The sequence below is a fragment of the Streptomyces flavofungini genome, assembly GCF_030388665.1.
GTDB lineage: Bacteria > Actinomycetota > Actinomycetes > Streptomycetales > Streptomycetaceae > Streptomyces > Streptomyces flavofungini_A.
On record NZ_CP128846.1, the window covers coordinates 3,786,911 to 3,812,444 of the forward strand.

The following is a 25,534-nucleotide window of genomic DNA, read 5'->3' on the forward strand; positions in this document are numbered from 1 at the left end:
CGTCCTTAGCGCTTCTTGTTCGTCTTGCGGCGGCGGACGATGTACTTGTTGCTCGCCTTGTTGCGATCACGAGTACGCATTTCCTTCTTGCCCCAGGGCGACACCGGGTGACGACCACCCGAGGTCTTGCCCTCGCCACCACCGTGGGGGTGGTCAACCGGGTTCATCACGACACCACGCACGGTCGGGCGGACGCCCTTCCAGCGCATGCGGCCGGCCTTGCCCCAGTTGATGTTCGACTGCTCGGCGTTGCCGACCTCGCCGACCGTGGCGCGGCAGCGCACGTCGACCAGGCGGATCTCACCGGACGGCATACGAAGGTGGGCCATCGAGCCCTCCTTCGCCAGCAGCTGCACGGAGGCACCCGCGGAGCGGGCGAACTTGGCGCCACCGCCCGGACGGAGCTCGATCGCGTGGATCGTGGTACCGACCGGGATGTTGCGGAGCGCGAGGTTGTTGCCGGGCTTGATGTCGGCGCCAGGGCCGTTCTCAATCCGGTCACCCTGCGACAGGCCGCGCGGAGCGATGATGTAGCGCTTCTCGCCGTCTGCGTAGTGCAGCAGCGCGATGCGCGCGGTGCGGTTCGGGTCGTACTCGATGTGCGCGACCTTCGCCGGCACGCCGTCCTTGTCGTGACGACGGAAGTCGATCACGCGGTAGGCGCGCTTGTGTCCGCCACCCTGGTGGCGAACGGTCACACGACCGGCGTTGTTACGGCCGCCCTTGCTGTGCAGCGGGCGGACCAGCGACTTCTCCGGCGTGGACCGCGTGACCTCGACGAAGTCGGCGACGGAGGAGCCACGGCGGCCCGGCGTCGTCGGCTTGTACTTGCGGATTCCCATTTCTCAGTCCTCGTCCGATATTCGGACCAGGGCGCTCCGTTAGGAGGCCTGGCCGAAGATGTCGATACGGTCGCCCTCAGCGAGGGTCACGATCGCGCGCTTGGAGTCGGCACGCTTGCCGAAACCGGTGCGGGTGCGCTTGCGCTTGCCCTGGCGGTTGAGCGTGTTGACGCCGGTGACCTTGACCGAGAAGACCGCCTCGACGGCCTGCTTGATCTGGGTCTTGTTGGCGCCCGGCGCGACGACGAAGGTGTACTTGCCCTCGTCGAGCAGCGCGTAGCTCTTCTCCGAGACGACCGGCTTGATGAGGACGTCACGGGGGTCCGTGAAGCTCTTGCTCAGCGGCGTCTCAACGGTGTTCTTGCCCTCGGCGGCGTGGCGACGCGCCTTGGCGACGCGCGCGGCCTTGGCGGCCTTGGCCGCCTTCGAGGCGATAGCGGGGTGACGGATAGCCATCAGGCCTCGCTCCCTTCGGTGTCAGCGGCCTTGGGGCCAGACACGAAGGACTCCAGCGCGGCCTGGGTGAAGACCACGTCGTCCGAGACGAGAACGTCGTACGTGTTGAGCTGGCCCGGCTCCAGGATGTGGACCTGGGGCAGGTTGCGGGCGGACAGCAGCGCTGCCTCGTCCGAGCGCTCGATGACCAGGAGCACGTTCTTGCGCTCACTGATCTTGCCGAGCAGGCTCTTCGCGGCCTTGGTGGACGGCGTCTCGCCCTCGATCACGCCGGAGACGACGTGGATGCGAGCGTTGCGGGCCCGGTCGGTGAGGGCGTGGCGCAGGGCCGCGGCCTTCATCTTCTTCGGGGTCCGCTGCGAGTAGTCACGCGGCACGGGGCCGTGGACGACGCCACCGCCGGCGAACTGCGGAGCGCGGGTCGAGCCCTGACGGGCGCGGCCGGTGCCCTTCTGGCGGTACGGCTTCTTGCCACCGCCGCGGACTTCGCCACGGGTCTTGGTCTTGTGCGTGCCCTGGCGGGCAGCGGCCAGCTGGGCGACAACGACCTGGTGGATCAGCGGGATGCTGACCTTCTCGACGTCGAAGATCTCCGCGGGGAGCTCGACGGTCCCGGCCTTGTCGCCTGCCGGCGAAAGGATGTCAATGGTGCTCATCGGTTCCTCAAGCCCCCTTGGCCGCGGTACGGACCAGGACGAGGCCGCCGTTCGGACCGGGAACCGCTCCCTTGATGAGGAGCAGGCCCTTCTCCGCGTCAACGGCGTGAACGGTCAGGTTCTGGGTGGTGACCCGCTCGTTGCCCATGCGGCCCGCCATGCGGAGGCCCTTGAACACACGGCCCGGGGTGGCGCAGCCACCGATGGAACCGGGCGAGCGGTGCTTGCGCTGGGTGCCGTGGCTGGAGCCGAGGCCACCGAAGTTGTGGCGCTTCATGACACCGGCGAAGCCCTTGCCCTTGCTCTTGCCGGTCACGTCGACCTTGACGCCGGACTCGAAGGTCTCAGCGGTCAGCTCCTGGCCGAGGGTGTACTCGCTGGCGTCAGCGGTACGGATCTCGACGAGGTGACGACGGGGGGTCACGTCGGCCTTGGCGAAGTGGCCCTTGAGGGGCTTGTTCACCTTGCGCGGGTCGATCTCGCCGAAGGCGATCTGGACCGACTCGTAGCCGTCGGAGTCATTCGTACGGACCTGGGTAACGACACAGGGCCCGGCCTTGACGACGGTGACGGGAACAACGCGGTTGTTCTCGTCCCACACCTGCGTCATGCCGAGCTTCTCGCCCAGGATGCCCTTGATCTGCTTCGTCATTCTCAGATCACCGGCCTCAGAGCTTGATCTCGATGTCGACACCGGCCGGGAGGTCGAGTCGCATCAGAGAGTCAACGGTCTTGGGGGTCGGGTCGAGGATGTCGATGAGGCGCTTGTGCGTGCGCATCTCGAAGTGCTCGCGAGAGTCCTTGTACTTGTGCGGCGACTTGATGACGCAGTACACGTTCTTCTCAGTGGGCAGCGGCACCGGGCCCGCGACCGACGCACCAGTGCGAGTCACCGTCTCGACGATCTTCTTCGCCGAGGAGTCGATGACCTCGTGGTCGTAGGCCTTGAGCCGGATGCGGATCTTCTGTCCCGCCATGGCTACTTAGTAGTCCTTTGTCTCGAACGCTCTGGCCCCGGAAGGCCCTGTTTTCTACTTCCTTCCGACCCACGCGGTCGGGCGTGTCGCAGTCCCGCTCACACAGATCTCCCGAAGGATTTCCCTGCTAGGGGCTGCGGCCCGGATGACCGCGGGTCCGGGGGAAGAAACCCACCGGGTGCCTGGTCGAGCCACCGCGCCGCACTTCCCGGAAGATTCCCGTACGTCCGCCACAGTGCTGCCTTACGGCAGATATGGCGACGAGTACCGTGGGACTCGCTTCCAGTCCTCCCGGCGGGAGGCGCGCAGCATCGGCACTCAACCGAGCAACCTGAACAGTGTGCCATACGTGGGACGACGAAGGCCAATCGAGCCGCTTGTCAAGCGGCGCGCCCGCCCCTCCCCCACCCGGACACGACAAGAGGCCCCACCCGCCGTAACGGCGAGCGGGGCCTCTTGTTGCGCTCAGTTCAGAGCAGCCGGGTCTCCCCGACCAACAAGCAAGGAGTACTTACTTGGTGATCTTGGTGACCTGGCCGGCGCCGACGGTCCGGCCACCCTCACGGATGGCGAACTTCAGGCCCTCCTCCATGGCGACGGGCTGGATGAGCTCCACCTTCATCTCGGTGTTGTCACCCGGCATGACCATCTCGGTGCCCTCGGGGAGGGTCACGACGCCGGTCACGTCCGTCGTACGGAAGTAGAACTGCGGGCGGTAGTTGTTGAAGAACGGGGTGTGACGGCCACCCTCGTCCTTCGACAGGATGTACGCCTGCGCCTCGAACTCGGTGTGCGGGGTGACCGAGCCCGGCTTGATGATGACCTGGCCGCGCTCGACGTCCTCGCGCTTGATGCCACGGAGGAGCAGACCGACGTTCTCACCGGCCTGGCCCTCGTCGAGCAGCTTGCGGAACATCTCGATGCCGGTGACCGTGGTGGTGGTCTTCTCGGTCTTGATGCCGATGATGTCGACGGTCTCGTTGACCTTGAGGACACCGCGCTCGATACGACCGGTGACGACGGTGCCACGACCGGTGATCGTGAAGACGTCCTCGATCGGCATCAGGAACGGCTTGTCGACGTCACGCTCGGGCTGCGGGATGGCCTCGTCGACGGCCTTCATCAGGTCGAGGACGGACTTGCCCCACTCGGCGTCGCCCTCGAGCGCCTTGAGCGCCGAGACCTTGACGACCGGGACGTCGTCGCCCGGGAACTCGTACTCGGAGAGCAGCTCACGGACCTCGAGCTCGACGAGCTCCAGGATCTCCTCGTCGTCCACCATGTCGGCCTTGTTCAGGGCGACAACGATGTACGGAACGCCGACCTGGCGGGCCAGGAGCACGTGCTCCTTGGTCTGCGGCATCGGGCCGTCGGTGGCCGCGACCACGAGGATGGCGCCGTCCATCTGCGCCGCACCCGTGATCATGTTCTTGATGTAGTCGGCGTGACCGGGGCAGTCGACGTGAGCGTAGTGACGCGCCTCGGTCTGGTACTCGACGTGCGCGATGGAGATCGTGATACCGCGCTGGCGCTCCTCGGGAGCCTTGTCGATCTGGTCGAAGGCCGAGGCCTCGTTCAGGTCGGGGTACGCGTCGTGCAGCACCTTGGTAATGGCGGCCGTGAGGGTCGTCTTACCGTGGTCGATGTGACCGATGGTGCCGATGTTGACGTGCGGCTTAGTCCGCTCGAACTTCGCCTTCGCCACTGGGGTCCTCCTGTGGAGTGGTTCTGTACGCCTTACTTCATCGGCGCCAGGTGATCTTTGCTGGGGTGCCCGGGGCTCGGGCCGTTCCCTCCCGGTAGGGGCTGGAACGACCCGGAAGCTCCGGAGTCAAGCCTAAAGCGTGTACTCGGGTGAGTTACTCGCCCTTGGCCTTCGCGATGATCTCCTCGGCGACGTTCCGCGGAACCTCGGCGTAGGAGTCGAACTGCATCGAGTAGCTTGCGCGACCCGACGTCTTGCTGCGGAGGTCTCCGACGTAGCCGAACATCTCCGAGAGGGGCACGAGGCCCTTCACGACGCGAGCGCCGCTGCGCTCCTCCATGGCCTGGATCTGGCCACGGCGGGAGTTGATGTCGCCGATGACCTCACCCATGTAGTCCTCGGGCGTGGTGACCTCGACGGCCATCATCGGCTCGAGCAGCACGGGCTTGGCCTGCCGCGCGGCCTCCTTGAAGGCCTGCGAACCGGCGATCTTGAAGGCGAGCTCGGAGGAGTCGACCTCGTGGTAGGCACCGTCGATGAGCGTGACGCGGACGCCCGTCATCTCGTAGCCCGCCAGGATGCCGAACTGCATGGCCTCCTGCGCACCCGCGTCCACCGACGGGATGTACTCCCGGGGGATGCGGCCACCGGTGACCTTGTTGACGAACTCGTACGACGCCTCGCCGCCCTCGATGGGCTCGATCGCGATCTGCACCTTGGCGAACTGACCGGTACCACCGGTCTGCTTCTTGTGGGTGTAGTCCACGCGCTCGACGGCCCGACGGATCGTCTCGCGGTACGCGACCTGCGGCTTGCCGACGTTGGCCTCGACGCGGAACTCGCGCTTCATGCGGTCGACGAGCACCTCGAGGTGGAGCTCGCCCATACCACCGATGATGGTCTGGCCGGTCTCCTCGTCCGAGTGAACCTGGAAGGAGGGGTCCTCCTCCGAGAGGCGCTGGATGGCGACACCCAGCTTCTCCTGGTCACCCTTGGACTTCGGCTCGATGGCGACCTGGATGACCGGGGCCGGGAAGTCCATGGACTCCAGGATGACCGGGGCCTTGTCGTCACAGAGCGTCTCGCCCGTGGTGGTCTGCTTCAGACCCATGACGGCGACGATGTCACCGGCGCCCACCGACTCGATCTCCTCACGCTTGTTCGCGTGCATGCGGTAGATCTTGCCGATGCGCTCCTTCTTGCCCTTCACGGAGTTCAGCACCGCGGTGCCGGAGTCCAGGCGACCGGAGTAGATCCGGACGAAGGTGAGCTTGCCGAGGTGCGGGTCGCTCGCGATCTTGAACGCGAGGGCCGACAGCGGCTCGTCGTCGGACGGCTTGCGCTTGACGACCTCCTCCGGGTCCTTGACGTCGTGGCCCTCGATGGCCTCGACGTCCAGGGGGGAGGGCAGGTAGCGCACGACGGCGTCGAGCAGGGGCTGGACGCCCTTGTTCTTGAACGCGGTGCCACAGAAGACCGGGGTCACCGTGGTGTCCCCGCCCTTGCCGGAGGCGATGGTGATGCGACGGATGGCCGCGTACAGCTGCTCCTCGGTGGGCTCCTGGCCCTCCAGGTACAGCTCCATCATCTGCTCGTCGTTCTCGGCGACGGCCTCGAGCAGCTTGCCGCGGTACTCCTCGGCAGCCTCGGTGTGCGTCTCCGGGATGTCGACGATGTCGTAGGCCTCGCCCATCTTGGTCTCGGCGGACCAGACGAAGGCCTTCATCGTGACGAGGTCGACGACGCCCTTGAAGTCAGCCTCTGCGCCGATCGGCAGCTGCATGACGATCGGGGTCGCACCGAGGCGGTCGACGATCATGTCGACGCAGCGGTGGAACTCGGCACCCGTGCGGTCCAGCTTGTTGACGAAGCAGATGCGCGGGACGCCGTAGCGGTCCGCCTGACGCCACACGGTCTCGGACTGGGGCTCAACGCCGGCGACACCGTCGAACACAGTGACCGCACCGTCGAGCACGCGGAGCGAACGCTCCACCTCGACCGTGAAGTCGACGTGCCCGGGGGTGTCAATGATGTTGATCGTGTGGTCGACGTCGTTCAGCGGCCAGTGACAGGTGGTGGCAGCAGAGGTGATCGTGATGCCACGCTCCTGCTCCTGCTCCATCCAGTCCATCGTGGCAGCGCCGTCGTGGACCTCACCGATCTTGTACGAGACACCGGTGTAGAACAGGATCCGCTCGGTGGTCGTCGTCTTGCCCGCGTCGATGTGGGCCATGATGCCGATGTTGCGCACCTTGGCCAGGTCAAGTGAAGTGGTAGCCATGTCGGCTCAGTCTTCTCTCGGTCTCGATGGGGGTAGCGACTACCAGCGGTAGTGCGCGAAGGCCTTGTTGGACTCGGCCATCTTGTGGGTGTCCTCGCGCTTCTTCACAGCGGCACCGAGGCCGTTGGAGGCGTCGAGGAGTTCGTTGAGCAGACGCTCGGTCATGGTCTTCTCGCGACGGGCGCGGGAGTAACCCACCAGCCAGCGCAGGGCCAGCGTGTTGGCGCGACCGGGCTTGACCTCGATCGGCACCTGGTAGGTGGCGCCACCGACGCGGCGGGACTTGACCTCGAGGGTCGGCTTGATGTTCTCGAGCGCGCGCTTCAGCGTGATGACCGGGTCGTTGCCCGTCTTCTCACGCAGACCCTCCATGGCGCCGTAGACGATGCGCTCGGCGGTGGAACGCTTGCCGTTCAGCAGCACCTTGTTGATGAGGGAGGTCACCAGAGGAGAGCCGTAGACCGGGTCGATGATGACCGGGCGCTTCGGGGCGGGGCCCTTACGAGGCATTCTTACTTCTCCTTCTTGGCGCCGTAGCGGCTGCGGGCCTGCTTGCGGTTCTTGACACCCTGGGTGTCGAGGGAACCCCGGATGATCTTGTAGCGAACACCGGGCAGGTCCTTCACACGGCCGCCGCGCACGAGCACGATGGAGTGCTCCTGCAGGTTGTGTCCCTCACCCGGAATGTAAGCAGTGACCTCGATCCCGCTGGTCAGACGCACACGCGCGACCTTACGCAGGGCCGAGTTCGGCTTCTTCGGGGTGGTCGTGAACACACGCGTGCAGACGCCACGACGCTGAGGGGAACCCTCGAGTGCGGGCGTCTTGTTCTTCTCGACCTTGTCCTGCCGGCCCTTACGGACCAGCTGCTGGATCGTAGGCACTACTTCTCCGGTTTCTGTGTGCCGAATAGTAAAGCTAACCTGGAACGTCGCCGACCCACGCGGTCGGGTGTGTCGAATACTGCAGACCCCCGCTCAATGGCGGGAAGGGCGCAGATTACGGTGGCCGGATCGGACCCGCATCGCGGTTGAAGACACGCGCGCGAGCCCAGGCACACCCCAGGCACAAGGTCTGAGCGTACCTACCTCATTGGCTGCGGTCAAAACAAATACCCCACACCCCGGACACGCCGGGCAGCCGCCCCTTCAGCCAGAAGCCGCCGACACGATGAGCAGCAACAGCAGCGCCCACCCCACGATCGCCAGCCAGCCCAGGGCCAGGCCCGCGACCGCCTGGCCGTCGCCCTGCTCGTGGGTGTGGCGGATCTCCGCGCGGGCCATGTGGCCGAGGATGACCGCGGGCACGGCCGAGGCGCCGAACGTGAAGAACGTCGCAATCCCGCACACCATCGCCGCGGTGGCCTTGCCGTTGGTGGGCGGCGCCGCCATGAAGGTGGGCGGCACGGCCATGGGCGCCTGCTGGAAGGTGGCCGGGCCCTGCGGCAGGTCCGCGACCAGGAGGCTCAGCTCCCCCACCGTGCGGGACTGGTACGCGCGCTCGACCCGGCGCTCGTACTCCTCCTTCTGCAGGCGGCCCTCGGCGAAGCCCGCGCGCAGCACGTCTACGGCGCGCTCACGGTCCGAGTGGGCGGCCAGCATCGACGGCTGGCCCGGTGCCGGCCGCATGGCGGGCAGTCCCTGATGAGGCGGCCACGCCCCCGGCTGCCACGACGGATCCGTCATGCATGCCTCCCCCGCACGTTGTGTGCCCTCCATGATGCGCCAACGCGCCGCGGGGCGGCCACCCGACCTTCGTCGGACGACCGCCCCGCGGTGGTGCGCTGTGCGCTCTTACTGGTTGTACGGACCGTAGTCGTAGTCCTCCAGCGGCACGGCCTGGCCCGAACCCGTCCCGAAGGGCGAGTAGTCGATGTCGTCGTAGCCGACGGCCGAGTACATCGCGGCCTTGGCCTCCTCGGTCGGCTCGACCCGGATGTTGCGGTAGCGGGACAGGCCCGTACCGGCCGGGATGAGCTTACCGATGATGACGTTCTCCTTGAGGCCGATGAGGCTGTCGGACTTGGCGTTGATCGCCGCATCCGTCAGGACTCGGGTCGTCTCCTGGAAGGAGGCGGCCGACAGCCAGGACTCCGTCGCGAGCGAGGCCTTGGTGATACCCATCAGCTGCGGACGGCCGGAGGCGGGGTGACCGCCCTCGGTGACCACACGACGGTTCTCGGTCTCGAACTTCGAGCGCTCGACGAGCTCGCCGGGCAGCAGCTCGGCGTCGCCGGACTCGATGATCGTCACGCGGCGCAGCATCTGCCGGATGATGATCTCGATGTGCTTGTCGTGGATCGACACGCCCTGCGAGTTGTAGACCTTCTGGACCTCTCCGACCAGGTGGACCTGGACGGCGCGCTGGCCGAGGATGCGGAGCACGTCGTGCGGGTTGGTGGCACCCACGGTGAGCTTCTGGCCCACCTCGACGTGGTCGCCCTCGCCCACCAGGAGACGGGCGCGCTTCGAGATCGGGAACGCCGTCTCGTCGCTGCCGTCGTCCGGGGTGACGACGATCTTCTTGGTCTTCTCGGTCTCCTCGATGCGGACGCGGCCCGCGGCCTCGGAGATCGGGGCGACACCCTTCGGCGTACGAGCCTCGAAGAGCTCGACGACACGGGGCAGACCCTGGGTGATGTCGTCACCGGCCACACCACCGGTGTGGAAGGTACGCATCGTCAGCTGCGTGCCGGGCTCACCGATGGACTGGGCGGCGATGATGCCGACCGCCTCACCGATGTCGACCAGCTTGCCGGTGGCGAGCGAACGGCCGTAGCAGAAGGCACAGGTGCCGACCGCGGACTCGCAGGTCAGGACCGAGCGGGTCTTGACCTCCTCGACGCCGTTGGCGACCAGGGCGTCGATGAGCACGTCACCGAGGTCGACGTTGGCCGGCGCGATGACCTTGCCGTCGATGACGACGTCCTCGGCCAGCATGCGGGCGTACACGGACGTCTCGACGTTCTCCGTCTTGCGGAGCACGCCGTCCTCGCCACGGACCGCGATCTTCAGCTTCAGACCGCGCTCGGTGCCGCAATCCTCCTCGCGAATGATGACGTCCTGGGAGACGTCGACCAGACGACGGGTGAGGTAACCGGAGTCGGCGGTACGAAGAGCGGTGTCCGCGAGACCCTTACGAGCACCGTGGGTGGAGATGAAGTACTCAAGGACGGACAGGCCCTCACGGAACGAGGCCTTGATCGGACGCGGGATGGTCTCGTTCTTCGCGTTCGACACCAGACCACGCATACCGGCGATCTGCCGCATCTGCATCATGTTTCCTCGGGCACCCGAGTCAACCATCATGAAGATGGGGTTGGTCTTGGGGAAGTTCGCGTTCATCGCCTCGGCGACCTCGTTGGTCGCCTTGGTCCAGATCGCGATGAGCTCCTGCGTGCGCTCTTCCTTGGTGATCAGACCGCGCTCGTACTGCTTCTGGACCTTCTCGTCCTGGGCCTCGTAGCCCGCGACGATCTCCTTCTTGGCCTCGGGGACCACGACGTCGGAGATGGCCACGGTGACGCCGGAACGGGTCGCCCAGTAGAAGCCGGCCGCCTTCAGGTTGTCGAGCGTCGCCGCCACGATGACCTTGGGGTAGCGCTCGGCCAGGTCGTTGACGATCTCGGAGAGCTGCTTCTTGCCCACCGAGTAGTCGACGAACGGGTAGTCCTCGGGCAGCAGCTCGTTGAAGAGCGCGCGGCCCAGGGTCGTACGCAGCCGGAAGCTGTCGCCCTGCTGGTACGTGCCGCCGAGGGCGTCGTCGCCGTCCTCGTCGACCGGCGGGGTCCAGCCGCGGGGCGGGAAGGTGCCCACCGGGAAGCGGATGTCGACCTTCGCCTGGAGCGAGAGCTCCTTGGCGTCGAACGCCATGATCGCCTCAGCCGTGGAACCGAACGAACGGCCCTCGCCCTTGACCTCGCGCTCCTCTTCGTCCGTGGTGAGGAAGAAGAGGCCGAGCACCATGTCCTGGGTGGGCATGGTGACGGGGCGGCCGTCGGCGGGCTTGAGGATGTTGTTCGAGGACAGCATCAGGATGCGGGCCTCGGCCTGCGCCTCCGCGGAGAGCGGCAGGTGCACGGCCATCTGGTCACCGTCGAAGTCCGCGTTGAACGCGGTGCAGACGAGCGGGTGGATCTGGATGGCCTTGCCCTCGACCAGCTGCGGCTCGAAGGCCTGGATGCCGAGGCGGTGCAGCGTGGGCGCACGGTTCAGGAGGACCGGGTGCTCGGCGATGACCTCTTCGAGGACGTCGTATACGACCGTGCGGCCGCGCTCGACCATCCGCTTGGCCGACTTGATGTTCTGCGCGTGGTTCAGGTCGACCAGGCGCTTCATCACGAACGGCTTGAAGAGCTCCAGGGCCATGGCCTTCGGCAGACCGCACTGGTGCAGCTTCAGCTGCGGACCGACGACGATCACGGAACGCGCGGAGTAGTCCACGCGCTTGCCGAGGAGGTTCTGGCGGAAGCGGCCCTGCTTGCCCTTCAGCATGTCGCTGAGGGACTTCAGGGGACGGTTGCCGGGACCGGTCACCGGGCGACCACGACGGCCGTTGTCGAACAGCGCGTCGACGGCCTCCTGGAGCATGCGCTTCTCGTTGTTCACGATGATCTCGGGCGCACCGAGGTCGAGAAGGCGCTTCAGGCGGTTGTTGCGGTTGATCACACGGCGGTACAGGTCGTTCAGGTCGGAGGTCGCGAAGCGGCCACCGTCCAGCTGCACCATCGGACGCAGGTCCGGCGGGATGACCGGCACGCAGTCGAGCACCATGCCCTTGGGGCTGTTGCTGGTCTGCAGGAACGCGGAGACGACCTTGAGGCGCTTGAGCGCACGGGTCTTCTTCTGGCCCTTGCCGGTGCGGATGATCTCGCGGAGGCGCTCGGCCTCCTCGTCGAGGTCGAAGGACTCCAGGCGCTTCTGCAGCGCCGCGGCACCCATCGAGCCGTCGAAGTACGTGCCGAAGCGGTCACGCAGCTCGCGGTAGAGCAGCTCGTCGCCCTCGAGGTCCTGGACCTTGAGGTTCTTGAAGCGGTTCCACACCTCGTCGAGACGGTCGATCTCGCGCTGCGCGCGGTCGCGCAGCTGCTTCATCTCGCGCTCGGCACCTTCGCGCACCTTGCGGCGCACGTCGGCCTTGGCGCCCTCGGCCTCCAGCTCGGCCAGGTCGGTCTCGAGCTTCTTGGCGCGGGCCTCGAGGTCCGCGTCGCGGCGGTTCTCGATCTGCTGGCGCTCCACGGAGACGTGCGCCTCCAGGGAGGGCAGGTCGCGGGTGCGGCGCTCCTCGTCCACGAACGTGATCATGTACGCGGCGAAGTAGATGACCTTCTCGAGGTCCTTCGGCGCGAGGTCGAGGAGGTAGCCGAGGCGCGACGGGACGCCCTTGAAGTACCAGATGTGCGTGACGGGCGCGGCGAGCTCGATGTGGCCCATCCGCTCACGGCGCACCTTGGCGCGAGTGACCTCGACGCCGCAGCGCTCGCAGATGATGCCCTTGAAGCGGACGCGCTTGTACTTGCCGCAGTAGCACTCCCAGTCCCGGGTCGGACCGAAGATCTTCTCGCAGAAGAGTCCGTCCTTCTCGGGCTTGAGGGTGCGGTAGTTGATGGTCTCGGGCTTCTTGACCTCGCCGTGGCTCCACTGACGGATGTCGTCAGCGGTGGCCAGACCGATCCGGAGCTCATCGAAGAAGTTGACGTCGAGCACTATGCGTCAATCCCTCTCAGGGTTGTAAGTCTTAGGGGTCTGAAACGGGGGTCCTGGGGCCGGCGGGCTCACGTGTGAGCCCGCCGGACTCCCGTCAGACCTCTTCGACGCTGCTCGGCTCGCGCCGGGACAGGTCGATACCGAGCTCCTCCGCCGCGCGGAAGACGTCCTCATCCGTGTCGCGCATCTCGATGGACATGCCGTCCGAGGACAGCACCTCCACGTTGAGGCAGAGCGACTGCATTTCCTTGATGAGCACCTTGAAGGACTCGGGAATGCCGGGCTCGGGGATGTTCTCGCCCTTGACGATGGCCTCGTAGACCTTCACGCGGCCGGTCACGTCGTCGGACTTGATCGTCAGCAGCTCCTGGAGGGCGTACGCGGCGCCATAAGCCTCCAGCGCCCACACCTCCATCTCTCCGAAGCGCTGGCCACCGAACTGCGCCTTACCACCCAGCGGCTGCTGGGTGATCATCGAGTACGGACCGGTCGACCGGGCGTGCAGCTTGTCGTCGACCAGGTGGTGCAGCTTGAGGATGTACATGTACCCGACCGAGATCGGGTCCGGGAACGGCTCGCCGGAGCGGCCGTCGAACAGACGCGCCTTGCCGGAGGGGAGCACCATGCGCTCGCCGTCGCGGTTCGGGATCGTGTGCTGGAGCAGACCGGCCAGCTCGTCCTCGCGGGCGCCGTCGAAGACCGGGGTCGCGACGTTGGTGCCCGGGGCGACCGAGTCGGCGCCGATCGCCTGCAGGCGCTGCGCCCACTCGTCCCCGAGCCCGGAGACGTCCCAGCCGCGGCTGGCGAGCCAGCCGAGGTGGATCTCCAGGACCTGTCCCGGGTTCATTCGGGACGGGACACCCAGCGGGTTGAGGATGATGTCGACCGGAGTTCCGTCCTCGAGGAACGGCATGTCCTCGATGGGCAGGATCTTCGAGATGACGCCCTTGTTGCCGTGACGGCCGGCGAGCTTGTCACCGTCGGTGATCTTGCGCTTCTGCGCCACGTACACGCGCACCAGCTGGTTCACACCGGGGGGAAGCTCGTCGCCCTCCTCGCGGTCGAAGACGCGGACGCCGATGACCTTGCCGATCTCGCCGTGCGGGACCTTCAGGGAGGTGTCACGGACCTCACGGGCCTTCTCACCGAAGATCGCGCGGAGCAGGCGCTCCTCCGGCGTCAGCTCGGTCTCACCCTTGGGCGTGACCTTGCCGACGAGGATGTCGCCGGCGACGACCTCGGCACCGATCCGGATGATGCCGCGCTCGTCGAGGTCGGCGAGGACCTCCTCGGAGACGTTCGGGATGTCCCGGGTGATCTCCTCCGGGCCGAGCTTGGTGTCACGGGCGTCGACCTCGTGCTCCTCGATGTGGATCGAGGAGAGGACGTCGTCCTGCACGAGGCGCTGCGACAGGATGATCGCGTCCTCGTAGTTGTGACCCTCCCACGGCATGAACGCCACGAGCAGGTTCTTGCCGAGGGCCATCTCGCCCTCTTCGGTGGCCGGACCGTCGGCGAGGACCTGGCCCTCGATGACGCGGGCACCCTCTTCCACCACAACCTTCTGGTTCACCGAGGTGCCCTGGTTGGAGCGGGAGAACTTGGCGACGCGGTACGTGGTGTACGTGCCGTCGTCGTTGGTGACCGTGACGTAGTCCGCGGAGACCTCCTGGACCACACCGGCCTTCTCGGCCTTGATCACGTCACCGGCGTCGACCGCGCAGCGGTACTCCATGCCGGTGCCGACGAGGGGGGCCTCGGCGGTGATCAGCGGCACGGCCTGACGCATCATGTTCGCGCCCATGAGGGCACGGTTGGCGTCGTCGTGCTCGAGGAAGGGGATCATGGCGGTCGCGACCGACACCATCTGGCGCGGCGAGACGTCCATGTAGTCCACGTCGGAACCGGCGACGTAGTCGACCTCGCCGCCGCGGCGGCGGACCAGGACGCGGTTCTCGGCGAACCGGAGGTCATCGGTCAGCGGCGCGTTGGCCTGGGCGATGACGAACCGGTCCTCCTCGTCGGCGGTCAGGTAGTCCACCTCGTCGGTGACCTGGTCGTCGACGACCTTGCGGTACGGCGTCTCGACGAAGCCGAACGCGTTCACACGGCCGTAGGAGGCCAGCGAACCGATCAGACCGATGTTCGGGCCTTCGGGCGTCTCGATCGGGCACATGCGGCCGTAGTGGGACGGGTGCACGTCTCGGACCTCGAAGCCGGCCCGCTCACGGGAGAGACCACCCGGGCCAAGAGCCGACAGACGGCGCTTGTGGGTGAGACCCGACAGCGGGTTGTTCTGGTCCATGAACTGCGACAGCTGGCTGGTGCCGAAGAACTCCTTGATGGAGGCGACGACCGGCCGGATGTTGATCAGCGTCTGCGGCGTGATCGCCTCGACGTCCTGCGTCGTCATGCGCTCGCGCACGACGCGCTCCATACGAGCCAGACCCGTGCGGACCTGGTTCTGGATGAGCTCGCCGACGTTGCGCAGGCGGCGGTTGCCGAAGTGGTCGATGTCGTCGGTCTCGACGACGATGCCCACACCGCTGTCACCGACGGTCTCGGTCTCACCGGCGTGCAGCTTCACCAGGTACTTGATCGAGGCGATGATGTCCTCGACCGTCAGCACGCCCGCGTCGAGCGGCGCGTCCGCGCCCAGCTTCTTGTTGACCTTGTAGCGGCCGACCTTCGCGAGGTCGTAGCGCTTCGGGTTGAAGTACAGGTTCTCGAGCAGCGTCTGCGCGGCCTCGCGGGTCGGCGGCTCGCCCGGACGGAGCTTGCGGTAGATGTCGAGCAGCGCGTCGTCCTGGCCCTGGGTGTGGTCCTTCTCCAGGGTGGCGCGCATGGACTCGTACTCGCCGAACTCCTCGAGGATCTGCTCGGTGGTCCAGCCGAGAGCCTTCAGGAGCACGGTGACCGACTGCTTGCGCTTGCGGTCGATGCGGACACCGACCATGTCACGCTTGTCGATCTCCATCTCCAGCCAGGCACCCCGGGACGGGATGATCTTGGCGGAGAAGATGTCCTTGTCGGACGTCTTGTCGATGGAGGAGTCGAAGTAGACGCCGGGCGAACGGACCAGCTGCGACACCACGACACGCTCGGTGCCGTTGATGACGAAGGTGCCCTTGTTCGTCATGAGCGGGAAGTCGCCCATGAAGACCGTCTGGGACTTGATCTCACCGGTCTCGTTATTGGTGAACTCGGCGGTGACGAAGAGCGGGGCGGCGAACGTGAAGTCGCGCTCCTTGCACTCGTCGATGGAGTTCTTCGGGGGCTCGAAACGGTGGTCGCGGAAGGTCAGCGACATCGACCCGGAGAAGTCCTCGATCGGGGAGATCTCCTCGAAGATCTCCTCCAGACCGGACTTGGTGGGGACGTCCTGTCCGCTTTCCAGAGCCGCCTCGACACGAGCCTTCCACGCGTCGTTGCCGAGCAGCCAGTCAAAGCTTTCGGTCTGCAGCGCAAGAAGGTTCGGAACCTCGAGGGGCTCCTTGATCTTTGCAAAGGAGATGCGCAGCGGGGCGGTGCTGGCGCCGTTGTTCGTATTCGCGGTCGAGGCAGTGCGCGAGGCGGCCAAGAGGGGGTCCTTCCGAGGGCTCGGACTCACTACGCGCGTACCGGTCCCAAGCTGGCAGAGAGACAGAAATCCCAGGTCAGGGTGGTTTCAGTCCACGGTGCTCAAGCATGGGCATGCCCCTGGTGACGGGCAGGAGGCAGCTAACAGGCAGCGCAAAGGGTCAGTGTAGCCACCTGGCCCACTGATGTCCAGTCCCGGTTTTTGGAGACCCTCGTTGTTCTCAACACCTGCGGCAAGCCACGTCCTCAACGCACATCGATACTGCCCTCTTCGCCGCCGATCCATGCCTCGGATGCGGATCGTTGTGACGACGCGTCCTGAGAATTGCGCGCTGCGTGCGGTTCGTCAAGGCCCCCCATGCCCGGACGAGGCTTGGCGTCGTCGCCGTCACGGCCCGTCGCCAGGCACAACGAAGATCACCATACTCGCCGCGACCGACAGCGCAAGGCAGCCGCCGCACACGTACCGGGAACGCCGAAAGGCGACCACCCACATGGGTGATCGCCGTTCGGTGTGTGTGCGTTACAGCCCTGGGGCCGCGATCACACGGAAGAGTCGGCAGACTCCGTGCCACGCGCCCGTGGGCGCGCGGCGAGGTGTTACTTGACCTCGACGGAGGCGCCGGCGCCCTTGAGGGCCTCGGCGGCCTTCTCCGCGGCGTCCTTGGCGACCTTCTCGAGGACCGGCTTCGGGGTGCCGTCGACGAGGTCCTTGGCCTCCTTCAGACCCAGGGAGGTCAGCTCGCGCACGACCTTGATGACCTGGATCTTCTTGTCGCCGGCGCCGGTGAGGATGACGTCGAACTCGTCCTGCTCCTCGGCGGCGGCGTCAGCGGCGCCACCAGCGGCACCACCGGCGACGACGACCGGCGCGGCAGCGGCGGCGGTGACGTCGAACTTCTCCTCGAAGGCCTTCACGAACTCGGAGAGCTCGATGAGGGTCATCTCCTCGAACTGGGCGAGCAGGTCGTCCTGGCTGAGCTTCGCCATGATGGCGGTCCTTCCACTAATTCGGCGGGTGCCGGATGTACATGAGAGGCGGGCGTACTAGTGGCCCGCTACGACCGTCGCCTCAGGCGGCGGCGGTCACTGCGCGAGCCGAATTACTCGGCACCGCCCTGCTCGGCCTGCTTGGCGCGAAGCGCGTCCACGGTGCGGACGAGCTTCGACGGGAGCGCCTGGAAGACAGAGGCAGCCTGGGACTGCTTGCCCTTCATGGCACCCGCCAGCTTGCTGAGCAGAACCTCGCGGGACTCGAGGTCCGCAAGCTTCTTGATCTCGTCGGCGGTCAGCGCCTTGCCGTCAAGGACACCGCCCTTGATGACGAGAGAGGGGTTGTCCTTGGCGAAGTCACGCAGACCCTTCGCCGCCTCGACCGGGTCACCGGTCACGAAGGCGACAGCCGTCGAGCCCTTGAGGTGCTCGTCCAGCTGGATCCCGGCCTCGTTGGCCGCGATCTTGGTCAGCGTGTTCTTCACCACACGGTACTGAGCGTTCTCGCCGAGAGAACGGCGAAGCTCCTTGAGCTGCGCCACGGACAGTCCGGTGTAAGACGTGACAACAGCAGCGTTGGAGTCGCGCAGCTTCTGCGTGATCTCCTCGACGGCTGCGACCTTGTCGGACGTCGCCATGAGCCTCGGCCTCCTTCCGGGGTGATGATCCTCGACTGACCTTTCGATCAGCCGCGTGTCGCCGGACCGCCTGAATCAGGCACACAGGAAGGGGTTCTGGCACAAAACGAAACGCCCCGGCGCAGGCGCACGGGGCGTGAGCTCGACCTGACGGAGAACCGTCCGGGAGCACTTCCACAGTCACCTACGCGGGTCGTCCGCAGCTTCAGCGGATCCTTCGGCCACCGCGCCCTCTTACGAGCGCACGGCAACGACCAGCGGTCTTTGGCTTCTGTGGAAGAGTACGCGAACGGATCCGCGTCAGGCAAATCGGGCCTGCCCGGAGCGCGAGGCTCAGCCCTTGAGGCCCTTCAGCTCCTTGGCGAGGTCCATGACCTCGCTCTTCGGCGGGGCCTTCACGGTCACCGGCTTGTTGTAGTCGAGGAACGTGACGGTCATGTCGAGGGGGCCCTTGTCGCCCTTGCCGCGGGCGCGGAACTGCTTGGTGTGGTCCTCGCCGTCGATCCACAGGTCCATCGTGAGCTTCTCGATGCCCATGTCCTCGTACTGCTTGAGGCCCCGCTCGCGGCGCTTCTTGGTGGCCGCGTCCTCGTCCTTCATCAGCTCGCGCAGCCGCTTCAGCGTGACCGTGCCGGTGTAGCGCGTGGTCTCGACGCCCTCGACGGTCTCGTCGCCGACCTTCTTCAGGTCGTCGGAGCCGGTCAGGAGGGTGGACTGGTCGGCCGGGTTGTTCTCCGCCTGGGAGGAGACCGAGGTGCCGTTCGGCTTGGCGGCGCCCGCGCCCGTGGACTTGGCCGAGAACTTGATCCAGCGCTTGCCGTCCGCCTCCTTGGCCGCTTCCTTGCCGCCGCCGAGGTAGACGCCGCCGTCGACGACCCGGATCTCCGCCTTCTCCGGACCCTGGTCGGGTGCGCTCATCTTCATGCTCATGGCGAGCGGCTCGGCGTTCATGGACGCCTCGGCCCGGACCTGCCCGTCCCCCGGGACACTGCCCTTCATGCGGAAGGAGAACGACTTCAGGTCCTCCGTCTTGTCCGCGGCCTTCTTCACGGCCGCCGCGGGCGCCATGTCGCCCCCGGCCTTGTCGGCCTTCTCCGACCCGCAGCTGACCGCGCCACCGGCGAGCAGCACGGCGGCGAGCGCGGCCCCCGCGGTTCTCTTGCGTCCCGTACGCACGGAAGTACTCATGACCCCACCCCTAGGAACATTTGGTTCATTTAGTTCCCGGCCGAGATTACCCGAAGGTAGGCGGAGCCTTCCTCCGGGTAATCCGGCGGCCGAGGGCACCTGCGGGTCGGGGCCGCGGCGGTCCTACGTGGTCGGCTGCCTGTTCATCAGGTCCTTGAAGTCCGCCGTGTCGTCGGCCGGGGGCTCCTCCGCGGAGACCTCGGTGCCGTAGTCGCTGTAGTACGCGGTGGCGGAGAGCCGGCCGGTCTTCATCTCGCCGCGCTCGGTCTTCTTCACGAGCAGGTTCTCGTCGTTGACCCAGATGTCGATGGTCTCGGTGGTGATCCCGGCCTGCTCCAACTGCTTCTTCATGTCGGCGAGTTGGGACTCGCTCAGGCCGGAGCTCCGCTCCGCGAGCTCGGCGACGTTCACGGTGCCGGAGTAGTGCGTGGTGTCCACGCCGCGCACCTTCTCCTCGCCGACCTTCTTCACGTCACCGGAGGCGAGCAGCATCTTCACCGACTGGTGCGGCGTGCTGTTCTGCATCGCGTCCTTCATGTACGCGCCCGAGCCGCCGCCTATCCGCTCCAGATCGTCGTAGGCGTACTTCACCCAGTGCTTGCCGTCGGCCTGGGCGGCGAACTGCTCGCCCATCTTCGCGTAGTAGGCCTCGGGCAGGTAGCGGGCCTCCATCGATGTGGTGCCGGCCCGGCGCATCGTCTCCGCCATCTGACCACCGGTGTACGTGATCGTCATGTTGCCGGTGAGGCCGTCGGCCCAGCCGAGGGCGCCCTTGGCCTTCATCGACATCACGGAACCCATGGTGGTCTCGGACTCCACCTTGGCCGAATCGGCCTTGTCGGTGGTGCTCTCGATGGTGCGCAGCGCGGCGATGGGGCTGACGCTCAGGCCGCCCTTATCGGACCCCTTGGCCTTGTCGGAGCCCCCCGAGTCGTCCGAGGAGCCACAGGCCGTGACTCCGCCCGTCAGGGTCGCCGCGACCGCGACCGCCAGCGCCACACGTCGCACAGTCGTGCTGTTCATGTCGTCCCACCCCTTGCGTCCATGGAGAGCCAGCACGCTAGCGCAGCCCGCTCGTCCGCGTGTCTCCCGAGTCCGTCTCCGTACGCGGTCCGTGCGCGGCGCCGCACGACATCTCGCGCACTGGCACCGTCCGTACCGTCCGGCCGTCCCTGAGCGTGTACCCGAAAAACGGGACGGGCCCCGCACCGGAATTGGTTGCGGGGCCCGTCACATTCGCGCCAGGCGCGGCTGCCGTCAGTTTCAGACGGCGGCCGGGTCCTCCTCGACGAGGAGGTTGCGGGTGCGGTTGGAGTCCAGCGGAATGCCGGGGCCCATCGTGGTGGTGATGGCGGCCTTCTTGATGTACCGACCCTTGGCGGCCGACGGCTTCAGACGGAGGACTTCCTCCAGGGCCGCGGCGTAGTTCTCCACCAGCTTGGTGTCGTCGAAGGACACCTTGCCGATGATGAAGTGCAGGTTCGAGTGCTTGTCGACGCGGAACTCGATCTTGCCGCCCTTGATGTCGTTGACAGCCTTCACGACGTCGGGGGTGACGGTGCCGGTCTTCGGGTTCGGCATCAGACCACGCGGACCGAGCACGCGGCCGAGGCGGCCGACCTTGCCCATGAGGTCCGGGGTGGCGACGACGGCGTCGAAGTCCAGGCGGCCCTTCGCGACCTCGTCGATCAGCTCGTCGGCGCCGACGATGTCGGCTCCAGCGGCTTCCGCGGCCGCAGCACGGTCACCGGTCGCGAAGACCAGGACCCGGGCGGTCTTGCCGGTGCCGTGCGGGAGGTTCACGGTGCCACGGACCATCTGGTCGGCCTTGCGCGGGTCGACACCCAGGCGGAAGGCGACCTCGACGGTGCCGTCGAACTTGGTCGCGGAGGTCTCCTTGGCGAGACGGACGGCCTCGAGCGGGGCGTAGAGCTTGTCCCGGTCGACCTTGGCGTCCGCAGCGCGGAGAGTCTTGCTGCGCTTCACTTCTACTCCTGAGGTTCAGGTTTGGAGTTCGTGGTCCGGACCAGCGCCTGGTCCTGCCACTTGAGGTCACGGTGCCGACTGTGCGGCTCCGCGGCGTCCGGCTGGGATCAGCCCTCGACCGTGATGCCCATGGAACGGGCGGTGCCGGCGATGATCTTCGACGCGGCGTCCAGGTCGTTCGCGTTGAGGTCGGGCATCTTGGTGGTGGCGATCTCGCGGACCTGCGCCTGGGTGATCTTGGCGACCTTGGTCTTGTGCGGCTCGCCGGAGCCCTTCTCCACGCCCGCGGCCTTGAGGATCATCTTGGCGGCCGGCGGCGTCTTGGTGATGAAGGTGAAGGAACGGTCCTCGTAGACCGTGATCTCCACCGGGATCACCCAGCCACGCTGCGACTCGGTCGCGGCGTTGTACGCCTTGCAGAACTCCATGATGTTCACGCCGTGCTGGCCCAGCGCGGGGCCGACCGGCGGCGCCGGGTTGGCGGCACCGGCCTGGATCTGGAGCTTGATAAGCCCCGTGACCTTCTTCTTCTTGGGAGGCATTGCTCTCTCCGGGTCCTAGTGAGAGTGTTGAGCCGCATCCGTAGCGATGATCATCGATAGTCGCGATCATCCGGATGGAGGCATACCGCACTACGATAACGGGTATCCCGGCGGGGCCCAAACCCGTATCCGCGCAGACCGCGGGCCCCACCCCTGCGGGAGCGGGGCCCGGAGCCCTCGGCACCCGGCTGTGACCACCGGGCAGCGGGTGCGCTCAGCAGCGCTTGGACGTCATGGCGTGACCCGGGAGCGGGTCGCCGGGGGCGCGCAGCTCGCCGATCGCGGCGGTGCACTCCGCGGCGGTGTCGGCGGGCAGCGACCAGAACTCCTGGACGTTGGTGTCGTTCCACCAGTCCTGGCCCACGACCTCGTCCCGCGCGTAGCTGTACACGCCGGTGCTGACGTCGTAGTCCTTGACCTTGTCGCGGAAGCTCTTCCACACCCAGACGTAGCCGTAGTTCTTCTTGCACCTGGGCGAGTAGAACTGCTTCACCGACGCGGCGTGCGCTCCCTTCCGGTCGATGTACGCGGTGGTGCCGATCTGGTAGGCGTCGGAACAGACTCCGGCCGCCTGGGCCTTGAGGCTCCGCGGGTTGCCGTCCGCCGAGGGCGCGGTCGACTGGGGCGCCGCCTTTCTGGCGTCGGGCGCGGGCGCGGGGCCGGTTCCGGCCAGCGCCGAGCCGGCGCCGAGCAGGACGAAGGCGCAGGCGGAGGCAGCAATCGCAGTCTTGCGGGCACGCATCAGGTGGTCCCCCTTGCTCGTCGGTGCTTGTCCATGACTGGGCCCGGGACGCCATACCGCCGCAAGGCACCACAAATCGCCGCTCGTGGTGACAGAGATCCCCATAAGCGTGCCGAGGTGTCGTGGAGGAAGGGACCGGGCGTTTCCGTCTACAAGTGAGACAGCCCTGGACGCCCGATGGTTGTGGCGTGGAACACATTTACTCGTCGAGATTCACAGCACATGCTCGTCCATACCCACGACAAAGCCCCTGACCAGCGGTTTCCCGCGGATCAGGGGCTCTGCCCGAAGCTCTTCGAGCTAGTTCTTCTGGATCTGGTCGAAGCTCAGCTCGACCGGGGTCTCGCGGCCGAAGATCTCGACGAGGCCCTTGACCTTCTTCGAGTCGGCGTTGATCTCGTTGATCGTGGCCTGCAGCGTGGCGAACGGGCCGTCGGTGACGGTGACCGAGTCGCCGACCTCGAAGTCCAGGACCTGGACCTCGACCTTGCGGGCCGGAGCCGGCTTGCCCTCGGCCTCGGCGGCCTCGCGGGCGGCCTTCTCCTCGGCCTCCGGGGCGAGCATCTTGACGATCTCGTCCAGCGTCAGCGGGTACGGGTCGTAGGCGTTGCCGACGAAGCCGGTGACACCGGGGGTGTTGCGGACGACGCCCCAGGACTCGTTCGTCAGGTCCATGCGCACCAGGACGTAGCCGGGGAGCTTGTTCTGGCGGATGGTCTTGCGCTCGCCGTTCTTGATCTGGGCGACCTCTTCCTGCGGCACCTCGGCCTGGAAGATGAAGTCCTCGACGTTGAGCGAGACGGCGCGCTGCTCGAGGTTGGTCTTCACGCGGTTCTCGTAACCGGCGTAGGTGTGGATGACGTACCACTCGCCGGGCAGGCCGCGGAGTTCGTCGCGCAGGGCGGCGATCGGGTCGACCGGCTCGGCGTCCTCGGCGTCCGCTGCGGAGGCGGCGTCCTCGGACTCCTCGTCGGCGACGGCCTCGGCCGCTGCGGCGTCCTCGTCGGTCTCGGCGACGTCGGCGCCACCGGCCGCCGCTTCCTCGTCGGACTCCACGCGCAGGGCCGCCTCCTCGGCGGGCTCGCCCGCGGCGACGTCGGCAGCCTTGGCCTGGTCCGGGTCCTCGGCGTCCGCCGCCTCGACGATGTCGAGCTGGTCCTCCACGGACTCCGCCTGCTCTGCGCGAGGCTCGACGGCGTCGTTCAGGTTCGGGTCAGACACGGTGGCTGCTTCTTCCTGGATACATGGGGGTGGAACACGCGAAAGGGGCGCCTGGTGCGGCGCCCTTCGCTCTCGGCTCAGCCGAAGATGTACTTGATGAGGTTGCTGAACCCATAGTCAATCACGGTCACGAGACCGATCATGATGACGACGAAGACGATCACGACCGTGGTGTACGTCGTGAGCTGGCTGCGCGTCGGCCAGACGACCTTGCGGAGCTCGGCGACGATCTGGCGGTAGAAGAGCGCCAGCCTGGCCAGCGGACCCTTCTTGCCTCGCTTGCCGCCCTTGCGCGCCTTCTTCTTGGAGTCCGGCGCCTCGTCCTGGGCATCAGGCATGTCGATGGAGCCCACGGCGTCCGTCACTCGTCTCACCTGATTCCGGGTCGTGGCCGTGCCGCGCCCGGTTGAGCCGCACGGCGGTGCATTGCAGTACGTACATGCGCACACATCCTGGCGAAGGTGTGTGTAGCAGGGCCGGAGGGACTTGAACCCCCAACCGCTGGTTTTGGAGACCAGTGCTCTACCAATTGAGCTACGACCCTTTGATTTCCCCCAACCTACAGCATCCGACCATGTGCACCGAGTGCTCTTGGAAGGTGCGGCCGGTGAGGGCCAACGACCAGTGAGTGTACGTGGTCCTGGGCGCCCCGTCGAACACGATGATCCGGCTCCGGATCGCACGGTCCTCCAAACCCGTGTGTCGGGGCCGTTTCGGGTCTGGAACGATGGGCGCATGAGCGCTGTCACTCCTCCCACCGAGCGCCGGGTCTCCGCCCGAGTCGGCGCGATCTCCGAGTCCGCGACCCTCGCCGTCGACGCCAAGGCCAAGGCCCTCAAGGCCGCCGGGCGCCCGGTGATCGGTTTCGGCGCGGGCGAGCCGGACTTCCCGACCCCGGACTACATCGTCGAAGCGGCCGTCGAGGCCTGCAGGAACCCGAAGTACCACCGCTACACGCCCGCGGGCGGCCTGCCCGAGCTGAAGGCCGCGATCGCCGCGAAGACGCTGCGCGACTCCGGGTACGAGCCCGAGGTCTCCGAGATCCTGGTGACCAACGGCGGCAAGCAGGCCATCTACGAGGCGTTCGCCGCGATCCTCGACCCGGGCGACGAGGTCATCGTCCCGGCGCCGTACTGGACGACGTACCCGGAGTCGATCCGCCTCGCGGGCGGCGTCCCGGTCGACGTCGTCGCCGACGAGACCACCGGCTACCGCGTCTCCGTGGAGCAGTTGGAGGCCGCGCGCACGGAGAAGACCAAGGTCGTGCTCTTCGTGTCGCCGTCGAACCCGACCGGCGCCGTCTACAGCCGTGCGGACGCGGAGGCCATCGGCCGCTGGGCCCTGGAGCACGGCCTGTGGGTCATGACGGACGAGATCTACGAACACCTCGTCTACGGAGACGCGCAGTTCACGTCGCTCCCGGCGCTCCTGCCCGAGCTGCGCGACAAGTGCGTGGTCGTCAACGGCGTCGCGAAGACGTACGCGATGACCGGCTGGCGCGTGGGGTGGATCATCGGCCCGAAGGACGTGGTCAAGGCCGCGACGAACCTCCAGTCGCACGCCACGTCCAACGTCTCGAACGTCGCGCAGGCCGCCGCCATCGCCGCTGTCTCGGGCGATCTGACGGCCGTCGACAAGATGCGTGAGGCCTTCGACCGGCGCCGCCGCACGATCGTGCGGATGCTGAACGAGATCGACGGCGTCCTGTGCCCGGAGCCGGAGGGCGCCTTCTACGCGTACCCCTCGGTGAAGGCTCTCCTCGGCAAGGAGATCCGCGGCAAGCGTCCGCAGAACACCGTCGAGCTGGCCGCGCTCATCCTGGAGGAGTCCGAGGTCGCGGTGGTCCCGGGCGAGGCCTTCGGGACGCCGGGCTATCTGCGGCTCTCGTACGCCCTGGGTGACGAGGACCTGGTCGAGGGCGTCTCGCGGATCCAGAAGCTGCTGGCGGAGGCCCGCGACTGAGGCACCGCAGCGCGTGACGGACGGCAGTGCACCACAGGGTGCGCTGCCGTCCGTTTCTTTG

The 25,534-nt window shown here is 66.9% G+C and carries 22 protein-coding genes and 1 tRNA gene; 1 reads left to right on the top strand and 22 read right to left on the bottom strand.

Going from position 1 to position 25,534, the window contains the following annotated elements; all coding sequences use genetic code 11:
• Positions 1-5: 5 nt before the first annotated feature.
• The 22 genes from rplB to QUY26_RS15550 form a co-directional block, all read right to left on the bottom strand.
• Complete coding sequence (rplB, locus tag QUY26_RS15445; RefSeq protein ID WP_016645178.1) at positions 6-842, bottom strand: 50S ribosomal protein L2; 837 nt, start codon at positions 840-842, stop codon at positions 6-8.
• 39 nt (positions 843-881) lie between these two features.
• Positions 882-1,298: a 50S ribosomal protein L23 gene (rplW, locus tag QUY26_RS15450; RefSeq protein ID WP_030359021.1), complete on the bottom strand. Its 417-nt coding sequence runs from the start codon at positions 1,296-1,298 to the stop codon at positions 882-884.
• Entirely contained in the window at positions 1,298-1,954 is a 657-nt protein-coding gene (rplD, locus tag QUY26_RS15455) for a 50S ribosomal protein L4 (protein WP_030359022.1), read from the bottom strand. The genes rplW and rplD overlap by 1 nt, the downstream gene beginning before the upstream one ends.
• Positions 1,955-1,961: 7 nt before the next feature.
• On the bottom strand, positions 1,962-2,606 hold the full coding sequence (gene rplC / locus QUY26_RS15460) for a 50S ribosomal protein L3 (RefSeq protein ID WP_030359023.1): 645 nt from the start codon (positions 2,604-2,606) through the stop codon (positions 1,962-1,964).
• Positions 2,607-2,622: 16 nt separating this feature from the next.
• Positions 2,623-2,931 (bottom strand): 30S ribosomal protein S10, encoded by a 309-nt coding sequence (gene rpsJ, locus QUY26_RS15465; protein WP_003948644.1) that lies wholly within the window; start codon positions 2,929-2,931, stop codon positions 2,623-2,625.
• A gap of 511 nt (positions 2,932-3,442) precedes the next feature.
• Positions 3,443-4,636, bottom strand: a complete 1,194-nt coding sequence (gene tuf, locus QUY26_RS15470; RefSeq protein ID WP_289946984.1) for an elongation factor Tu — start codon at positions 4,634-4,636, stop codon at positions 3,443-3,445.
• Between the two features lie 154 nt (positions 4,637-4,790).
• Positions 4,791-6,917 carry an elongation factor G gene (gene fusA / locus QUY26_RS15475; protein WP_289946986.1) on the bottom strand — a complete coding sequence of 709 codons (2,127 nt, stop codon included), beginning with the start codon at positions 6,915-6,917 and terminating at the stop codon, positions 4,791-4,793.
• 39 nt (positions 6,918-6,956) lie between these two features.
• Positions 6,957-7,427, bottom strand: a complete 471-nt coding sequence (gene rpsG / locus QUY26_RS15480) for a 30S ribosomal protein S7 (protein WP_003974303.1) — start codon at positions 7,425-7,427, stop codon at positions 6,957-6,959.
• Positions 7,428-7,429: 2 nt separating this feature from the next.
• A complete protein-coding gene (rpsL, locus tag QUY26_RS15485) occupies positions 7,430-7,801 on the bottom strand; it encodes a 30S ribosomal protein S12 (protein WP_003948652.1) in 372 nt (123 codons plus the stop codon).
• Between the two features lie 264 nt (positions 7,802-8,065).
• A complete protein-coding gene (locus tag QUY26_RS15490) occupies positions 8,066-8,602 on the bottom strand; it encodes a DUF1707 and DUF4190 domain-containing protein (protein ID WP_289946989.1) in 537 nt (178 codons plus the stop codon).
• A 108-nt stretch (positions 8,603-8,710) separates the two neighbouring features.
• On the bottom strand, positions 8,711-12,622 hold the full coding sequence (locus QUY26_RS15495) for a DNA-directed RNA polymerase subunit beta' (protein WP_289946990.1): 3,912 nt from the start codon (positions 12,620-12,622) through the stop codon (positions 8,711-8,713).
• Between the two features lie 94 nt (positions 12,623-12,716).
• The gene (gene rpoB / locus QUY26_RS15500; RefSeq protein ID WP_030359028.1) at positions 12,717-16,202 is read right to left on the bottom strand and encodes a DNA-directed RNA polymerase subunit beta; all 3,486 of its coding nucleotides are present in this window, start codon (positions 16,200-16,202) and stop codon (positions 12,717-12,719) included.
• Between the two features lie 599 nt (positions 16,203-16,801).
• On the bottom strand, positions 16,802-17,191 hold the full coding sequence (gene rplL, locus QUY26_RS15505) for a 50S ribosomal protein L7/L12 (protein ID WP_289946994.1): 390 nt from the start codon (positions 17,189-17,191) through the stop codon (positions 16,802-16,804).
• 113 nt (positions 17,192-17,304) lie between these two features.
• Positions 17,305-17,832: a 50S ribosomal protein L10 gene (rplJ, locus tag QUY26_RS15510; RefSeq protein WP_030359029.1), complete on the bottom strand. Its 528-nt coding sequence runs from the start codon at positions 17,830-17,832 to the stop codon at positions 17,305-17,307.
• Positions 17,833-18,165: 333 nt separating this feature from the next.
• Entirely contained in the window at positions 18,166-19,020 is an 855-nt protein-coding gene (locus tag QUY26_RS15515) for a DUF6612 family protein (protein ID WP_289946997.1), read from the bottom strand.
• A gap of 123 nt (positions 19,021-19,143) precedes the next feature.
• The gene (locus tag QUY26_RS15520) at positions 19,144-20,043 is read right to left on the bottom strand and encodes a hypothetical protein (protein WP_289946998.1); all 900 of its coding nucleotides are present in this window, start codon (positions 20,041-20,043) and stop codon (positions 19,144-19,146) included.
• 240 nt (positions 20,044-20,283) lie between these two features.
• Entirely contained in the window at positions 20,284-21,006 is a 723-nt protein-coding gene (rplA, locus tag QUY26_RS15525) for a 50S ribosomal protein L1 (protein ID WP_289946999.1), read from the bottom strand.
• Positions 21,007-21,113: 107 nt separating this feature from the next.
• Complete coding sequence (gene rplK, locus QUY26_RS15530; protein ID WP_030359033.1) at positions 21,114-21,548, bottom strand: 50S ribosomal protein L11; 435 nt, start codon at positions 21,546-21,548, stop codon at positions 21,114-21,116.
• Positions 21,549-21,762: 214 nt separating this feature from the next.
• Positions 21,763-22,290, bottom strand: coding sequence for a hypothetical protein (locus QUY26_RS15535; protein ID WP_030359034.1), 528 nt, complete (start codon positions 22,288-22,290; stop codon positions 21,763-21,765).
• 300 nt (positions 22,291-22,590) lie between these two features.
• Complete coding sequence (gene nusG / locus QUY26_RS15540) at positions 22,591-23,511, bottom strand: transcription termination/antitermination protein NusG (RefSeq protein ID WP_289947007.1); 921 nt, start codon at positions 23,509-23,511, stop codon at positions 22,591-22,593.
• 77 nt (positions 23,512-23,588) lie between these two features.
• Positions 23,589-23,876: a preprotein translocase subunit SecE gene (secE, locus tag QUY26_RS15545; RefSeq protein ID WP_030359036.1), complete on the bottom strand. Its 288-nt coding sequence runs from the start codon at positions 23,874-23,876 to the stop codon at positions 23,589-23,591.
• A gap of 106 nt (positions 23,877-23,982) precedes the next feature.
• Positions 23,983-24,055: transfer RNA gene (locus QUY26_RS15550), tRNA-Trp, on the bottom strand.
• A gap of 191 nt (positions 24,056-24,246) precedes the next feature.
• Between QUY26_RS15550 and QUY26_RS15555 the strand changes: the two genes are divergently transcribed.
• Positions 24,247-25,473, top strand: coding sequence for a pyridoxal phosphate-dependent aminotransferase (locus tag QUY26_RS15555; RefSeq protein ID WP_289947013.1), 1,227 nt, complete (start codon positions 24,247-24,249; stop codon positions 25,471-25,473).
• The last annotated feature ends 61 nt before the right edge of the window (positions 25,474-25,534 follow it).

What these genes read in the sequence shown, in the direction of transcription:
- rplB (WP_016645178.1), bottom strand. Translation starts at nt 842, where the DNA reads ATGGGAATCCGCAAGTACAAGCCGACGACGCCGGGCCGCCGTGGCTCC.
- rplW (WP_030359021.1), bottom strand. Translation starts at nt 1,298, where the DNA reads ATGGCTATCCGTCACCCCGCTATCGCCTCGAAGGCGGCCAAGGCCGCC.
- rplD (WP_030359022.1), bottom strand. Translation starts at nt 1,954, where the DNA reads ATGAGCACCATTGACATCCTTTCGCCGGCAGGCGACAAGGCCGGGACC.
- rplC (WP_030359023.1), bottom strand. Translation starts at nt 2,606, where the DNA reads ATGACGAAGCAGATCAAGGGCATCCTGGGCGAGAAGCTCGGCATGACG.
- rpsJ (WP_003948644.1), bottom strand. Translation starts at nt 2,931, where the DNA reads ATGGCGGGACAGAAGATCCGCATCCGGCTCAAGGCCTACGACCACGAG.
- fusA (WP_289946986.1), bottom strand. Translation starts at nt 6,917, where the DNA reads ATGGCTACCACTTCACTTGACCTGGCCAAGGTGCGCAACATCGGCATC.
- rpsG (WP_003974303.1), bottom strand. Translation starts at nt 7,427, where the DNA reads ATGCCTCGTAAGGGCCCCGCCCCGAAGCGCCCGGTCATCATCGACCCG.
- QUY26_RS15490 (WP_289946989.1), bottom strand. Translation starts at nt 8,602, where the DNA reads ATGACGGATCCGTCGTGGCAGCCGGGGGCGTGGCCGCCTCATCAGGGA.
- rplL (WP_289946994.1), bottom strand. Translation starts at nt 17,191, where the DNA reads ATGGCGAAGCTCAGCCAGGACGACCTGCTCGCCCAGTTCGAGGAGATG.
- rplJ (WP_030359029.1), bottom strand. Translation starts at nt 17,832, where the DNA reads ATGGCGACGTCCGACAAGGTCGCAGCCGTCGAGGAGATCACGCAGAAG.
- QUY26_RS15515 (WP_289946997.1), bottom strand. Translation starts at nt 19,020, where the DNA reads ATGAGTACTTCCGTGCGTACGGGACGCAAGAGAACCGCGGGGGCCGCG.
- QUY26_RS15520 (WP_289946998.1), bottom strand. Translation starts at nt 20,043, where the DNA reads ATGAACAGCACGACTGTGCGACGTGTGGCGCTGGCGGTCGCGGTCGCG.
- rplK (WP_030359033.1), bottom strand. Translation starts at nt 21,548, where the DNA reads ATGCCTCCCAAGAAGAAGAAGGTCACGGGGCTTATCAAGCTCCAGATC.
- QUY26_RS15535 (WP_030359034.1), bottom strand. Translation starts at nt 22,290, where the DNA reads ATGCGTGCCCGCAAGACTGCGATTGCTGCCTCCGCCTGCGCCTTCGTC.
- QUY26_RS15555 (WP_289947013.1), top strand. Translation starts at nt 24,247, where the DNA reads ATGAGCGCTGTCACTCCTCCCACCGAGCGCCGGGTCTCCGCCCGAGTC.